Annotated in this window: 10 protein-coding genes, 1 tRNA gene, 2 rRNA genes and 1 pseudogene (1 of these 14 running past the window's edge); 10 read left to right on the top strand and 4 right to left on the bottom strand. The window is 47.7% G+C overall.

The features are described 5' to 3' along the window. The 4 genes from KHQ09_RS13295 to KHQ09_RS13280 form a co-directional block, all read left to right on the top strand. Positions 1–2,244, top strand: a 23S ribosomal RNA gene (locus KHQ09_RS13295) (it extends 564 nt beyond the left edge of the window). A gap of 223 nt (positions 2,245–2,467) precedes the next feature. Further along, positions 2,468–2,582: ribosomal RNA gene (gene rrf, locus KHQ09_RS13290) — 5S ribosomal RNA — on the top strand. Between the two features lie 244 nt (positions 2,583–2,826). Continuing rightward, positions 2,827–2,903 (top strand) — tRNA-Met (locus tag KHQ09_RS13285). A gap of 773 nt (positions 2,904–3,676) precedes the next feature. Further along, positions 3,677–4,132, top strand: a complete 456-nt coding sequence (locus KHQ09_RS13280) for a hypothetical protein (RefSeq protein WP_213598693.1) — start codon at positions 3,677–3,679, stop codon at positions 4,130–4,132. A 974-nt stretch (positions 4,133–5,106) separates the two neighbouring features. On the opposite strand, the gene KHQ09_RS13275 is transcribed toward KHQ09_RS13280, so the two are convergent. From KHQ09_RS13275 to KHQ09_RS13260, 4 genes are read right to left on the bottom strand one after another with little or no spacing between them, the layout of a single operon-like run. Further along, positions 5,107–5,253 (bottom strand): hypothetical protein, encoded by a 147-nt coding sequence (locus KHQ09_RS13275; RefSeq protein WP_213598691.1) that lies wholly within the window; start codon positions 5,251–5,253, stop codon positions 5,107–5,109. A gap of 19 nt (positions 5,254–5,272) precedes the next feature. After that, positions 5,273–6,412 (bottom strand): COG3904 family protein, encoded by a 1,140-nt coding sequence (locus tag KHQ09_RS13270; RefSeq protein WP_213598689.1) that lies wholly within the window; start codon positions 6,410–6,412, stop codon positions 5,273–5,275. Positions 6,413–6,428: 16 nt separating this feature from the next. After that, on the bottom strand, positions 6,429–7,004 hold the full coding sequence (locus KHQ09_RS13265; RefSeq protein WP_116089492.1) for a hypothetical protein: 576 nt from the start codon (positions 7,002–7,004) through the stop codon (positions 6,429–6,431). After that, entirely contained in the window at positions 7,001–8,713 is a 1,713-nt protein-coding gene (locus KHQ09_RS13260; RefSeq protein WP_151160382.1) for a hypothetical protein, read from the bottom strand. The genes KHQ09_RS13265 and KHQ09_RS13260 overlap by 4 nt, the downstream gene beginning before the upstream one ends. Positions 8,714–8,829: 116 nt before the next feature. Here KHQ09_RS13260 and KHQ09_RS13255 point away from each other — a divergent pair, with 116 nt between their 5' ends. From KHQ09_RS13255 to KHQ09_RS13230, 6 genes and pseudogenes are all read left to right on the top strand, one after another. Continuing rightward, on the top strand, positions 8,830–9,384 hold the full coding sequence (locus KHQ09_RS13255) for a hypothetical protein (protein WP_213598688.1): 555 nt from the start codon (positions 8,830–8,832) through the stop codon (positions 9,382–9,384). A 27-nt stretch (positions 9,385–9,411) separates the two neighbouring features. Further along, positions 9,412–9,828 (top strand): hypothetical protein, encoded by a 417-nt coding sequence (locus KHQ09_RS13250; protein WP_151160384.1) that lies wholly within the window; start codon positions 9,412–9,414, stop codon positions 9,826–9,828. Between the two features lie 162 nt (positions 9,829–9,990). Then, entirely contained in the window at positions 9,991–10,212 is a 222-nt protein-coding gene (locus KHQ09_RS13245; protein ID WP_151160385.1) for a hypothetical protein, read from the top strand. Next, positions 10,209–10,469, top strand: a complete 261-nt coding sequence (locus KHQ09_RS13240) for a hypothetical protein (protein WP_151160386.1) — start codon at positions 10,209–10,211, stop codon at positions 10,467–10,469. The genes KHQ09_RS13245 and KHQ09_RS13240 overlap by 4 nt, the downstream gene beginning before the upstream one ends. Before the next feature lie 215 nt (positions 10,470–10,684). Then, a pseudogene (locus tag KHQ09_RS13235) lies at positions 10,685–10,838 on the top strand (transposase); the annotation flags it as partial. A gap of 644 nt (positions 10,839–11,482) precedes the next feature. Further along, the gene (locus KHQ09_RS13230) at positions 11,483–14,923 is read left to right on the top strand and encodes an autotransporter family protein (RefSeq protein WP_238481636.1); all 3,441 of its coding nucleotides are present in this window, start codon (positions 11,483–11,485) and stop codon (positions 14,921–14,923) included. Positions 14,924–14,966 lie beyond the last annotated feature (43 nt).

The following is a 14,966-nucleotide window of genomic DNA, read 5'->3' as shown; positions in this document are numbered from 1 at the left end:
GCCTACAAACAGTTGGAGCCCAAGATTAGTTCTGGGTGACAGCGTACCTTTTGTATAATGGGTCAGCGACTTAGTCTGACGAGCAAGCTTAAGCCGGTAGGTGTAGGCGTAGCGAAAGCGAGTCTGAACAGGGCGTTCAGTTCGTCGGATTAGACCCGAAACCGAGTGATCTAGCCATGAGCAGGTTGAAGGTTGGGTAACACCAACTGGAGGACCGAACCCATATCTGTTGCAATAGATTGGGATGACTTGTGGCTAGGGGTGAAAGGCCAATCAAACTCGGAGATAGCTGGTTCTCCGCGAAATCTATTTAGGTAGAGCGTCCAGCGAATACCTCAGGGGGTAGAGCACTGAATGGGTAATGGGGACTCACCGTCTTACTGATCTCAATCAAACTCCGAATACCTGAGAGTACTACTGGGCAGACACACGGCGGGTGCTAACGTCCGTCGTGAAGAGGGCAACAACCCTGACCACCATCTAAGGTCCCTAAGTTATGGCTAAGTGGGAAAGGATGTGAGGATCCCAAAACAACCAGGATGTTGGCTTAGAAGCAGCCATCATTTAAAGAAAGCGTAACAGCTCACTGGTCTAGATAAGGGTCTTTGCGCCGAAAATGTACCGGGGCTAAAGCCATACACCGAAGCTGTGGATGCACGTATGTGCGTGGTAGCGGAGCGTTCTGTAAGCCTGTGAAGGGATACTCGTGAGAGATCCTGGAGGTATCAGAAGTGAGAATGCTGACATGAGTAACGATAAAGAGTGTGAGAGACACTCTCGCCGAAAGTCCAAGGGTTCCTGCTTAAAGTTAATCTGAGCAGGGTTAGCCGGCCCCTAAGGCGAGGCCGAAAGGCGTAGTCGATGGGAACCACGTTAATATTCGTGGGCCTGTGGGTAGTGACGGATCGCGTGTGTTGTAAGGTCTTATTGGATTGATCTTGCAGCGAAGCGGTTCCAGGAAATAGCTCCCACATATAGACCGTACCCTAAACCGACACTGGTGGACTGGTAGAGTATACCAAGGCGCTTGAGAGAACTGCGTTGAAGGAACTCGGCAAATTGCACGCGTAACTTCGGAAGAAGCGTGACCCTTGTTTGCGCAAGCAGATGAGGGTGGCACAGACCAGGGGGTAGCGACTGTTTACCAAAAACACAGGGCTCTGCGAAGTCGCAAGACGACGTATAGGGTCTGACGCCTGCCCGGTGCTGGAAGGTTAAGAGGAGAGGTGCAAGCCTTGAATTGAAGCCCCAGTAAACGGCGGCCGTAACTATAACGGTCCTAAGGTAGCGAAATTCCTTGTCGGGTAAGTTCCGACCTGCACGAATGGCGTAACGACTTCCCCGCTGTCTCCAACGCAGACTCAGTGAAATTGAATTCCCCGTGAAGATGCGGGGTTCCTGCGGTTAGACGGAAAGACCCCGTGCACCTTTACTATAGCTTTACACTGGCATTTGTGGCGACATGTGTAGGATAGGTGGTAGACTTTGAAGCGGAGGCGCCAGCCTTCGTGGAGTCATCCTTGAAATACCACCCTTATCGTCATAGATGTCTAACTGCGACCCGTATATCCGGGTCCAGGACCGTGTATGGTGGGTAGTTTGACTGGGGCGGTCGCCTCCTAAAGAGTAACGGAGGCGCGCGATGGTGGGCTCAGAACGGTCGGAAATCGTTCGTCGAGTGCAATGGCATAAGCCCGCCTGACTGCAAGACAGACAAGTCGAGCAGAGACGAAAGTCGGTCATAGTGATCCGGTGGTCCCGTGTGGAAGGGCCATCGCTCAACGGATAAAAGGTACGCCGGGGATAACAGGCTGATGACCCCCAAGAGTCCATATCGACGGGGTTGTTTGGCACCTCGATGTCGACTCATCGCATCCTGGGGCTGGAGCAGGTCCCAAGGGTATGGCTGTTCGCCATTTAAAGCGGTACGTGAGTTGGGTTCAGAACGTCGTGAGACAGTTCGGTCCCTATCTGCCGTGGGTGTAGGAATATTGAAAGGATCTGTCCCTAGTACGAGAGGACCGGGATGGACGTATCTCTGGTGGATCTGTTGTCGTGCCAACGGCATAGCAGAGTAGCTATATACGGACTAGATAACCGCTGAAGGCATCTAAGCGGGAAACTAACCTTAAAACGAGTATTCCCTATCAGAGCCGTGGAAGACCACCACGTTGATAGGCCGGATGTGGAAGTGCAGTAATGCATGCAGCTGACCGGTACTAATAGCTCGATCGACTTGATTGTTCTCATTATCAATATCCATCAAGCTCATCCAATGGATGAGTTTGATAGAATTAGACTAGCGCTCACGGATCGTACGCAGCTAAAGCTGCTGATCCTCCGCGAGGGCGGCCAAAAGTGGCCGACGTGCGGTCGCACTTGCGAACACTGTGTGTTCGTGACCGAGGCGCTAAGATCTTATGCACGAAAAACCCAGCTTCTTATTTGTTTCTGTGCCCTTTGCTGACCTGGTGGTTATGGCGGAGCGGCTGCACCCGATCCCATTCCGAACTCGGCCGTGAAACGCTCCAGCGCCGATGGTACTTTGTCTTAAGACACGGGAGAGTAGGTCGCTGCCAGGTCTGCAAAAGGCACAGAAATCAAAACATCTTCTCAAACATTCAGCGCTAAACGCGCAAATCAATCGCTTACCGATAAGACAATCTTCAAAGCAAATCTTAAGCGATCATATATCTAGGGTGGAGCGCCCGTTCGGCCTACAATCGATAATCAATCGATTGCTATACGGCCTCACCTCATCAGGCCCATAACCTGAAAAAGAGGCTGACTTCGCTCCCGGGCCTCAAAGGCTTGTACTAACTTTGACGCGGGGTGGAGCAGCCCGGTAGCTCGTCAGGCTCATAACCTGAAGGCCGCAGGTTCAAATCCTGCCCCCGCAACCAAATAAAATTCAAAATACTTAATTAATTCAAATAATTGGATGATGATTTTTGTTTGTCGAAAATCCCCGAAAAGCATCGCAAACTCGTTTTATCAGTTATAACAGTGCTTTAGCTAAAACAGGTTCAAATCGGGGGTAACGAACTACGCAACCACATACAATATTTAATGATCGTAGTTTGGGGGGCGGAGAACCCAAAAGGTGCGAGCGTGGTGGTATATGATGATGTTCGTCTAACGCAGGTTGTTGAAGCCCTAAGATAATCGAAAGGCAGCTTTGCTCGTCCATGTTGGATGTTCGAGCTGCCGAAAAATTTGCAAGCTGAAAGACTGTTTCGGAAAGCAACCTTGTTATACCGCTGATCAACTGGACGGTGACCTTGGCAAAAGCTGATTGCGCGATGACAACTGCTTTTAACGCCATGATCAAGCTACCATTACCCTCTTTGCAAACTGCGCTTGGGGTAGATCAACAGATCTTTCTAAGTGCACGCTCTGCAACCTATGAAATAGGTCAAAACACTGGATTAGCCTTTAGTAAAAGCCAGTGGGTTTAATCTGGTGACAGGCTCTTGGCTTTGCAACTTTGAGTATGTGATATCTTTAACTAATGACGAAAAGCGACGATTGACGATTTTGGTGGTCCGTTTATTTTAGAACAACAAAGACGGCTTGCCGTCCTCCAGAGCCTTATTGTGATGAGGCCGGTTCAAGTGGTAACAAGAGCTGATGGGCGAGTGTTTCCGTGTTAGTGCTGGGGATTGAGAACTACATTATGCATAAAATATTATATTATACCGCCGCACTGATTTTCTTACCGTCAAGTGTAATGGCCGGAAATCCTTCAGAAAACGTGAAGAAACGCGTGTTAACCGAGCTTGCAAACCGAAGCGGTGTTTCGGCTGATGATTTGCAACTTGTGCTCGTGGATTGTGAATTAAATCAGCGCAATATGAATCTATGTGCTTTTAAGCGTGCTATTCAGGCGGAATTGTTGCTGGGTGATGCGATCAAAATGACTGGTGCTAAGACAGATAGCGATTATGCTGCGTGGAAGAAACAGCTTCAGGCCCGCTGTCATGCGGATGCTGATAAAGAAGCTGGGGGTGGCGCAATCTTACCGAACATAATTTCTGAATGCAAAGAACTAGCTATGTTGGCAGAGCGCTATACGATTTTGGGGTCAGAAAGCTTTCCGCCACCACCGCAGCCGCTACATAAATGGGATTAATATCTGATGGTGGGTTTGATGATACGTAGTTTTTGATCTTATGCTTTTTTACATTGCCAAGCTTTGCTGATGATCAGCTGCCCTTGGCAGACGGGCGCTATAATCTTGAAGGCACATTTTGTAAAACGGTTGGCAATAAAAACGCGGCATAAATTAGCAATCAAATGATTAGAATAGCTGAAATTCAATGTGAATTTTCAGAACCAAAATTAATTGGTGGCGATGAATATTCATTGAAAGCAAAATACGAGCAACCTGAACTACGTGCAGAATTTTTGAATGAAGCACAGCTTAAAATACTTACGTCGGACAGGTTTCATTTCGACGACGGCTTGAAATTGCGTTGATATAGGCTGTGCCCTGCGCAAAAATAGCGCATCTCAACACTTTTATATGGTGCTTCTCTTGCAGTGTTCAGCATTTGCAGTGAGCAAAGCTTACGCCAGCCAACCAGCCGAACAAGCCAGAATGGTTCCGCCGAAAGCGTCAATAAATTGATGGCGATAAAGCTGCAAAATGTAAACCGCAATCGTTATGCTCTAAACGGTGCTTATAAGATTGCGTAAGGGGCAATATTTTTTCCAGAGAGCCCAAGCAGTCAAAATTGTGAGCGTGACATGCAAAGATGGCAGACTATTCAATAGTAAATCATAGCGAATTAGAACACTAAGCATATATGCGCTGAAAGTGGTTTGGCTACGCGAAACCTTGCCGTTTATCTTCTACCGTCTTGATGATCTGCTGTATTGGTAGAGGAAAAATGGTAAGCGCCGCCTGATCCCGGCTGACGCGATCCGGCAAATCATGACTACAGCACGGTTATCCATACTTGATTATCGGGCGTTGCAATATTGCGATAGTTCGCTGCGTTTATGGCTGAAAACAGAAGATTTTGCGTTTGCCTGTCAGGATATCACGCTTGGATTGTAACAAATTGCGGATGATCTTGGTCTGGTCTTGCCAAAACTTGAATTTCATGAGGTGATCAGTGTCAGTGTCAGTGTCAGTGTCAGTGTCAGTGTCAGTGTCAGTGTCAGTGTCAGTGTCTTAAGTAAGTGGCGTATGGTCATTTGCTCTGATGTGGATGTGCCAGAAGGCAGATAGTCTACTTTCTGGCACATCAGAATATGGCGGAGAGCCTTAACGCTTAACTACTTCGCTATCTTCATGGACAATGCGGTAGTTGTCTTGTAGGTCCAGTACATAAGTGAAATTCGAGGTTCCGCTGGATTGCTTGTTGCGGTCAGGACTGGACACTGTGTAATCATAAAGACCGTAGACTGCACAAAGGCCATTTTCACATTTGGCTTTCAGTGAGCTTTCATCAACGACAAAACGTCTGACCGGCCAACGGCTGAAATAACTGTTTTTATCCTGCAAAATTTCTGCTTTGGGGCGCCGTTTTTTGAAGTAATCGACAGTATCGGCGTAATATTCATTAACGAATGCCATCGCATCATCATTATTGGCACTGCCAGTCTGGATCATGAGGGCGGCAACATTCATGGCCTTATTCTCATCATTCATTGCCGGCATGGCGCTTGGCGCATTGTGCTGTTGCTGAGGATTGGCATTGGCATCACTCGGGCGGGCGGCTTGTTGCGGTGCCTGAGCCGGACTAACATGACTTGGTGTAGTAACATTGCCGCTATTGGGCTGGACCGGCTGCACTGAGGCAACTTGGGTTTCACCGGTGCGGTTGATACCGTATTTCACCACTTCCTGCGGGCTGAAATAATACATATCCTTGGCTGGTGTGCTGAACATAATGCCCAGCACATCGGCTGATACGCCATATTTTGGCAAAGTCGCCACAATATCCGATACGCCAAATTGCGCTTGTTCGCCGCTGAGTTCCGGTGCGGAAATCTGGTGAACGCCAAGACGGCCATCGGCAACACGGTTTTTGCCGGCAAAGAACACAAAGGAGCAGGCTGAAGCGCAATATGAATCCGGCGGAATATAAGTATTCATGCCCCGCTCATAGACTTCTTCCGCGATAACCAGCCCGATATGAACCAGACCACCTGGATTGTTGCTCAAAATAAGCGTGTTGACAGCAGGGTTCTCGCGCAATGCTTTTTTAAGATTGAGCAGGTCATTTGCGCCCACCTGACCGGTATAAATGAGAAGCTCAGGCTTATCTGGAAAGAAGAAAAACGGCCCGTAGCGCTCGAAATTGGCTTCTTGCTGTTGTGGTGTCTGTGCACTGACCACAGCAGTGCTGGTGAATGAGAAGGCGAGGCAGGCACTCGCTAATAATGACTTGTAATTGATCATGATTCCCGTACCCTTCTTATTCCAAGCCGTTCGGATAAGGCTCGATCGCATCGGCCTGTACCCAGCCTTGCGGACAAGATGAAATTTCGCCGTTCTTCAGCTGTTTACAATTTTCCATAGTCGTGCGGTAAGGCTCCGGCAATGGTGCAGAGACGCGGCATAAAACATTCACACCGTCGCATTTACCGAACCGATCTATCGGCATTGCCATGACAAAATATTCAGCATCTGAAATACCGGTTTTGGCTGTCGCTTTGATGCAGATGAGCTGATCCTCGGCCAGACTGGCGACTATTTTCTGATCACTGCCGCCAGCGCGTGCGCTGAGCTTGGCAGGCCCGCCATAGATCGCGCCATAATAGGGTGCAACCGCACAATCACTATGAATGGTCACTTCGTAATTTCCTGCGCTACAGTTAAGCCCCTTAGTATCGCTGCATTGAATGCCGGATTGCTCCAGCAATTCGCTGAGTTTGGCGCCTTCCAGATCGCCTTCTGCTGCATCCGCCTTTGCAGATAATGGCTGCGACAGGCTTAAGGCTGCAACGAGCATCAGACCTGACAAAATTTTAAAGGTGAATCTATTGCTCATAATTGGCATGCCTTTTTCTTATCAAATCCATCGAGAGCCAACACAAGTGCCTTGCCAAATTGCATAGCATTGACGTCGCATCCTGCAACAGCAACCATTGCGCCGCCTTTGTCTTCATCGGTGATGTCGCCATGAACAAAGGTTTGCAGCGACGCAGAATTTGTTCCATTGACCTGTAAAGCCTGAAAACGCAACGGATCCGCTTTGCCGCTATCAATCAGGATCACTTTGCCTGTGGCTTGGGGAAGAAAATCGGCCAGATAAATGGTACAGCCTGTATTCGCTTCCGTTACTGCGCATAGGCTCGCATAATTCTGAAACAGATAATCCGGCATCAGCGTAAAAGCATTGCGGGTTATCTGCTGGATTTCCTCATTGTCCGGCACAAAAACCGCCTGCTCAATGAGCTGATCGCGCAGTTTAAGCCCCTGTGTAGGCGTGATGACTTGTTCCGGTACGGATAGTGGTTTGGATTTTTCAGGGAGCAGCGTGCCCAGAAGTTTTCCAAGCTCAGGCTTGTCGACAACAGCTTCTCTTAAGGTTTTGAGGGCATCGGCACCGGGTTGCCCCCATTTCATCAGCTGCTTGACACTATGTTCGGTAAAGCGCGCATCTCCCGCCAAGGCCATGCTCACTTGCTGCTGTGCGGCAACTCGTAGCGGCGAGAGCGCATCCGTCAAAGCCAGAGCAAAAATGCAGTAAACCGGAAGCACCATGACAAGGTTGATGCAGCGTAAACGCTGTGCCCATGCTGCTCCGCCGGTTAGTGCCCATAGATAGGCAAAGCCGTAGATAAGCCCGATGACTGTCAGGTAAATGAATGTGACATCAACTGGCACCAGACCGAAACTTTGATAATCACCATAAAGCAGCCATGCGGTCAGGAACCCGAAAGCCAAAACAGCAATCACTGCGATTTTGCCTAGCCTGTCATAACCACCTTGCAGACGCTCTGCTTCATTACGCTCGGCAATGATGGTGGCAATAATTGACCAGCTCAGCATGGCCCATAAAGTGAGGCTGATTGAAAACTGAGAGTCATTGACCGCTTCTGTGCTGAAAAATACGATCAGCATCATCATTGCCATGAGCGGCAACAGCAACTGCGGCCCGATCAGATGTGCAATGAAGCGCGATCTTGGCGAGATGAAAGATGGCTCAAGCCGATCTGTTAATATGGCAACCACACCGGCTATCGCTCCACCAATGAGCCATGGAAAAAAGCGCATCAGTTCCGGATCGACAATATCTGAACCGATGCCCGAGGCGGTTGAATAAATCGCGACCCAAAATAGGCTGGCAAGCGCTCCGAAGACGCGCCAGCAAATATTCCATGCGGATTGATAGACGATTGCATAATCAAAATGACGGGTCTGCGCATAAGAAACCCAAAATGGCAGCGGCAGCAAAATGATCATCAAAAGCGGTGTGGCTACCACTGTTTGCCCGGTAAATTCACCTGTCAGAATACCGTTGGATGCAAAATAGGCAAAAGCCGCAATGAGTAAGCCGTTGATAACAGCGCCTGCAATGACCCATGACAGGCGTATTAATCCGGCAATACCAAGAATAGTTACTGCTGCAGCACCAATACCGTAGCCGGTAATATTGCTCAAGCCTTGATCAGCTATAAAACTGCTGACATCCAGAAAACCAAAAATAGTACCAAGCACCAGACTGGCTATCAGAATGAAGACAGGTTTTTGCATAAGTATCCTTGATTCGTTATTTCAAAATGCAAATGCTTAATGTATACGCCCTATGTGTCAATCTTAATGCACGTTGATTCAAGTATATAAGTTTCTTTATTTTGTGGTTTATCTTTATGAGAAATAAAAGCCTTGTTACTTCCTTTTTAACACTGCTGGCACTGGGCGGCGGGCTAGCAGTGGTTGATACGGAACTTGCATTCGCTGCGCCTGATTGCTCGGGTGAAACATTTATTTCCTGTAATGTTGCCAAGAATAAGCATCTCCAAATTTGCATTGAGCCGGAGAATGGTGATGCAGCCCCGAAATTTACTTATCAATTTACCGAAAAGGGCAAAGACGGGCTCTCGTTGAGTGAGGCTTTTTCTGCCAAAACCGTCTCACCATGGAAAGGTGTTGGCAGAGCCATTACCTCAACCGTTACTTTTAATAATGAGGGCTATAAATATCAGGTCTGGCAGAGTTTTGACCGGCTTGATGAGGGGGCCGAGCTGGAAGCAGGTGTTCACATCTTCAAAGGGGACGAGGATATCGCGTCCTTCACTTGTCAGCGTGATGGGCAAACCAAAATTGCCCCGCTATTCGCGCTTGAAGATGCCATGGAGCAAGCTGGTTGGTGCTATGATTCAGGTAAATTTGAATGGCAGCGCTGTGAGAATAAAAGCCAATAATACTTACACGATACTATAATTTTATCATTGAAAGCTATTGCAGGGTGCTTTACGCAGGCCAGCAGCTTTTATTCGGCTATTTATTGTGGGAGAATTTCTATGTTCTATTCAAGTGTAACAAAAACGCTATTTGCGGCCGCCTTATGCGCGACTGTGTTTGTGCCAAGTGCTGTTATGGCGCAGGAAAAAGAAAATATGGCAAAAATCGCCGAGTTCGGCGGCGCGATGCATGCCATGGCTGAAGAATGTGGTAGTTATTCTGCTGATCAGCTGAAAGAAATGAAGGCAGGACAGCAATCTGCATCTTCCGCTGGCGGACTTTCATCAGCAGAGTTCGACACAATTTTTACCAAAGGCTATGAAGAAACCAAAGCTAAAATTGCTGCAGGCAGTGCAAGTCAGAAGCAGACCATGTGCGAACAGATGAAAAAAATGCAGAACTAAGCTCTGCGCATATAAAATTTCGTGCTTGTGGCTCTCCTATAGGAGAGCCTGTGCGTATCTTGATCAAAAAGTCTATCGTGGTAATCAGCGCAAATAGGTGAGTAATGGCTTAAGATTTTATAACATTTAAAAGATTTGTTTTAATGAAATTGTTACCCTTTATTGGTTAATCTATTCTCGATTTCCAATGTATTCGCACAGGCTGAAATGGTTTCGGCTACGCCGCCGTTGGCTGTTTATGCTGGAAAATATGTCTATGATGAAGTGGATGGCACGCGTTTTCTGAACCACCCGCAGGTGCGCGCTGCTATTGAAGCCGCAGTGCCGACTGGGGACGTGCGCGATATTCTTTATACGGAAGTGCGGACGCCACACCGATCATGAAGGTGGGTGAAAAACTTCTTTATACACGTGGTTTTGAGCCAGCGAGTGGTGGTGACGTGAATTGGGGCGTGATGATCGCCGCTGACGGGAGTGTGGCTGCGGTCTGCTATGGACAATTTGCAGACAAGAATGCCCAAGAGGCAGCTTGGTATGCAGAGGGTGAAAAAGCATTTTCACTTGTGATGATGTGTCCATCCGAAGCTTCGGAGATTGAGGTGAGTTTCGGTGATTGGCCTATCGGCTCCATTCCGGGCTAAAAATTTTTCCTCAATTGTCAGGCCCTATATTCGCAAAAGAATAAGCATTCATATTTCAGCTTCATATCTTAGGGTGTCTTGCTGGTGCGCGATCTCGCTTATATGATCTGTCTGGTGTTGTAATGATGCAAATTCATGGATTTTGGGTTCACTTTCACTTTCACTTTCACTTTCACATTCACTTGAAATGATAGGTTCGGCTGGCGCGAAACTGCAAATATGACAAGCGGCGCTACAAACACGCAATCGCATCGAGATCATGTTCGGCCGCCTCAAGGACTGGCGGCGCGTTGCAACGCGATCCGCCGATGTCCGGAGACTTTACTCTCAGCCATCCTCCTCGCCGCAATCGTTATCTTCTGGCTGTGAAACTCAATGAGACTGGAGCCTAATAGATAAGGCTTAAATTTCAATTGAGAATAAATGTCGGTATCGGTGGCTGCGCGCCTCCGCAACTAAATAGAACCGAGAACTCTCAATTAATTCAAATAGTTAGTTGATGGTTTTTGTATTTCAAAAAAACCCGAAATGTATCGAAATCTCTTTTTATCAGTTATAACAGTGCCTTAGGTAAAATAGGTTCAAATCGGGGCGTAGCGGACCACATATAATATTTAATGACCGTAATGGGTGCAGGTATCTGTTTTAGCGATATTTTGTGTGCAGTAATCTGTGTGCCTTTAGTCTAATTGATGCCGTAGCTAATTTTAAATCTGATACTATTACTCATGGAAATAGGGTTGTTTTTCTATATGTTTCAGTTCTCTGAATGACATCTCTTGCGATTAGAAACGAATGACTGTTTGGGTGCAAATTCAGATGGTTTAGGTCAGGTTTGGGTTTCCCAAAATTAAGTTTGGTTTTAATTATGTAGTCATGGCTTCATTGTTCATCAGATATATTTATAATGATAGTATTTTTACTTCTACCAAGTTTCAGTGATAGCTTTTCCTGAGATGCTGCTTTTTATATCGTTATTCGATAATAATTTAAGCAGGCAGAGGGGTATCTTGATGAAACTGAGTTCTATACTGGCATTGGCTTCGACAACCTGTTTATCAGCGGGGTTGTTGACGAGTCTTTACTCCGGTAGCGCTTATGCTTTCACCCCCCATATAATTACTGATGCGAACGGCAATCCCGTTTTTGAATTGCGGATGTTTTATCCGCAAGACGGGAAATTTTTCAGGGATGATACCTCAACCTGGGTCTTTGATCCTGCAACGCTGGAGCGCACCTATTCCGCTGCGCAATATTGGGCAGACATCATCAAGATCACACCGGGGGAAAACCCTGCCATCTTTAATATTGGTACTGAAGATGTAGAAAATGCTGCCGCGACAAGCCCGATTGCCAGAGATGAAAATGGTGCAGGAACACTTATTGAGGCCGCTTTAAATAATAGAGAAATCGACCCGACGCACTTGGTGGTCGGCGCGCATGGGGTGATATGGATTGGTAAAATGGACTGGGATTGGGAGCAGCCCTTTGTCCCATCACAACTGATCCAAACCCCTAAGGTCGATATGACCAGCACGCTCATACATGAGATAGCCCATGCGCTCGGAATATCCGCATCAGTCTATTCTCAACAATCAGGCAACAACCCTATTAAGGCAAAGTTTGCACCCGTCCTGAATGCGTGGAGCAGCCATCTGATTGATGTCAATGGCAAGGCTGCCGCACCTGATCAAACGATCATTTGTAATTTTTGTGAACCCGCTGCGGCAGGAGCTGATACATTTGATGTCGGTGACGGATTTGCTTATTTCGCAGGGTCGAATGTAGATGCAGTGCTCAATGGTGCCATGCCGGGTGTTCCTGTGCGTGTTGATTCAAATCTGGTGCCTGGCTATAAGGACGACCCGTTTTCGCATACTGAGCTTAGGAACAGTATGATGAGCCATCAACAATATTCAAATTATATGTCGCTGATGGAGGCTGAATTCGCAGCCTTACAAGATATTGGCTACTCAATTGATCGCCGTAACCTGTTTGGCTACTCGGTCTATAATGATGGCATTACCTTGATCAATGATAATCCCTTCTTCGCTCGCAATAGTGAAGGCACTGCCTATATCCCCAACAGCTATAACACCGCGACCATGGGGCTCGGCCTTCATATCTATGGAAGCGGCAATATAATTGCCCAACGTGCAGATTTGCTATCCGCAGGGGCGGGCGGTGCAGGTATTCGTGTCGATGGTATCGGCAATACGATGACTATTTTGCCCGGAACACGGGTTCACGCCAACGGTGAGAACGGTCTTGGTGTGTTGTTTGCGTACGGAAAAAATCACACCCTGACTCAACGTGGTGATGTGCAAGCACTGGGTGAAAATGGTATCGCGGTCAGTTTTGACTTTGGCCATAATTCACTAGGTGACAACAATGAATATCGCGGTTCTTATTTTGTAACCTCGGGAAAACGAGATTTAGAAAATTATTTTCCCGATTATTATGAAACGGCTCTGAATGAAGTGAATGGCCCACTTGTTTCAAGTTTCGATCTGACCGGCCGTGTTGCAGGTAACAAGGCTGCCATTTTCATGTCTGAAAATGCCTTGGTGGGACAGATCAATGTCATGCAGGGGGCAAGTATTTTCGGGGATATTATTTCTGATTATCAGCAAAAAGATGATGATGGCCATCTGCGCCTGACGGAGCTGAGTTTCGGCTTGAAGGCTGATGCACAAGGGAATTCGACTGGCACAGCTGATACGGATTTCAGACTGGCTTACGGTGGCAATATCAAGGGCAAGAATATTTCGCTGCATCTTGATGGCGGCACAACACTGCTGACCGGCAACCATCAAGTCTTTGATGTCGGTGTGGCGCAAGCAGCAACGCTTTCCGGTCAAGGGATTTACCAGATAGATGCAGCTCAGCAGTTCCGCAATAGCGGGATATTAAATCCTTCTGTTGCTGGAGCAGCAATCACCATTGATGGAAATTATGCTCAGTCAGCTACCGGCACCTTGCAACTCGCATTCAATGATCAGTCTGACATCAGCAGCCTAATTGTAAACGGTAGTGCTGGTCTTAATGGCACGATCAGCTTTGCACCTGATCGCGGTTATTATCGTGATGGTTTCACCGTCACTTCAAACGAGTGGTTACAAGTGGACGCAATGAGTGGTAACTTTACAAGTGTTAGCACCACATTGAGCTCGCCGACACTTAACGCGAGTGCGACAGATAATGGTAATCTGTCTTATACCGTATCATTGAGCCGTGATGCGAATGCCTATTCGCAATATGCGGGAGATAGTGAAGACCGTGAAGTTGGCGCTGCATTGGATAGTCTCGCCAATAATGCTGCGACAGAGTTTAAACCATTGCTCGCAGCACTGGATTTTTCTGAATCTGACGGCTCAACCATTCGCTCAAGCCTGCCGCAACTAAGTGGTGAGGCCTACGCATCCGCAAGTGGCGTTTTGCTCAATGCCAGTGGCATCACCCGGTCATCGGTCAATAATCGCCTGTCTCAGGCATTTGGCGGTACACCGGTTAATCCGGTGTCTGTGATGGCCTATGGTCCGAAAGCCGAAACCAGTCAGGCAGGCAATGCCATTGATCATGTTGCTCCGGTTAATGCTGATGATCTTCAGCGTTATGCCGCATGGGGGGCAGCATTCGGCAGTTGGGCCACACAATCTGCTACAGATAATGCCGCACGCACCAAGTCGACCATTGGTGGGTTCATCACCGGTATTGACGGTGATGTTTATGATAATTGGCGCTTGGGTCTTATGGCCGGATACAGCCGTTCAACCTTTAAAACACCAAGCCTTTCTTCATCTGGTTCCAGCGATAATTATACTCTTGGTGCTTATGCGGGCACTGAATGGGCGACGGGCCAAGGTTCCATCGGTTTCCGTTCAGGGCTTTCCTATTCCTGGCACAATATCGAGATGAGCCGCTCGGTTGCTTTCAATGGCTATTCCGACAAGCTATCCGCTGATTACAATGGCGGTACGTTTCAGGTGTTTGGCGAGTTGGGCTATAAGCATGATCTCAGCCCGCGCGCGATCATCGAGCCTTATGCCAATCTTGCCTATGTCAATGTCAGAACGGACAGTTTTACAGAAACAGGTCATAATGGTGCAGCGCTCAGCGTACAATCCGGTAAGATGGACACAACCCTCTCAACCCTCGGCATGCGTCTCTCAACCAGCTTTGAGCTTGGTAATACACTGACAACCGCACGCGCTGATCTTGGTTGGCGACATGCTTTTGGCGATGTGATCCCGTTATCGACTGCGAGCTTTGCTGCAGGCTCCAATGCGTTCACAGCATCGGGCAGTCCGATTGGCAAAGATACCGCACTGATTGAAGCCGGACTTGATTTCGCCATTACGAAAAATTCCAAACTTGGTGTCTCTTATCAAGGACAGTTTGGTTCAGGTATCACTCAAAACGGCGTGAATGCTAATTTCAGCGTGAAGTTTTAGACTGAGTAAGAATAAACTGGATTTGGAGAGCTGCATGTAGGTA

The sequence above is a fragment of the Pseudochrobactrum algeriensis genome (genome assembly GCF_018436245.1).
GTDB classification, from domain to species: Bacteria; Pseudomonadota; Alphaproteobacteria; order Rhizobiales; family Rhizobiaceae; genus Pseudochrobactrum; species Pseudochrobactrum saccharolyticum.
This window is presented reverse-complemented; position numbering and strand designations above follow the sequence as displayed.

What these genes read in the sequence shown, in the direction of transcription:
- KHQ09_RS13280 (WP_213598693.1), top strand. Translation starts at nt 3,677, where the DNA reads ATGCATAAAATATTATATTATACCGCCGCACTGATTTTCTTACCGTCA.
- KHQ09_RS13275 (WP_213598691.1), bottom strand. Translation starts at nt 5,253, where the DNA reads ATGTGCCAGAAAGTAGACTATCTGCCTTCTGGCACATCCACATCAGAG.
- KHQ09_RS13270 (WP_213598689.1), bottom strand. Translation starts at nt 6,412, where the DNA reads ATGATCAATTACAAGTCATTATTAGCGAGTGCCTGCCTCGCCTTCTCA.
- KHQ09_RS13265 (WP_116089492.1), bottom strand. Translation starts at nt 7,004, where the DNA reads ATGAGCAATAGATTCACCTTTAAAATTTTGTCAGGTCTGATGCTCGTT.
- KHQ09_RS13260 (WP_151160382.1), bottom strand. Translation starts at nt 8,713, where the DNA reads ATGCAAAAACCTGTCTTCATTCTGATAGCCAGTCTGGTGCTTGGTACT.
- KHQ09_RS13255 (WP_213598688.1), top strand. Translation starts at nt 8,830, where the DNA reads ATGAGAAATAAAAGCCTTGTTACTTCCTTTTTAACACTGCTGGCACTG.
- KHQ09_RS13240 (WP_151160386.1), top strand. Translation starts at nt 10,209, where the DNA reads ATGAAGGTGGGTGAAAAACTTCTTTATACACGTGGTTTTGAGCCAGCG.
- KHQ09_RS13230 (WP_238481636.1), top strand. Translation starts at nt 11,483, where the DNA reads ATGAAACTGAGTTCTATACTGGCATTGGCTTCGACAACCTGTTTATCA.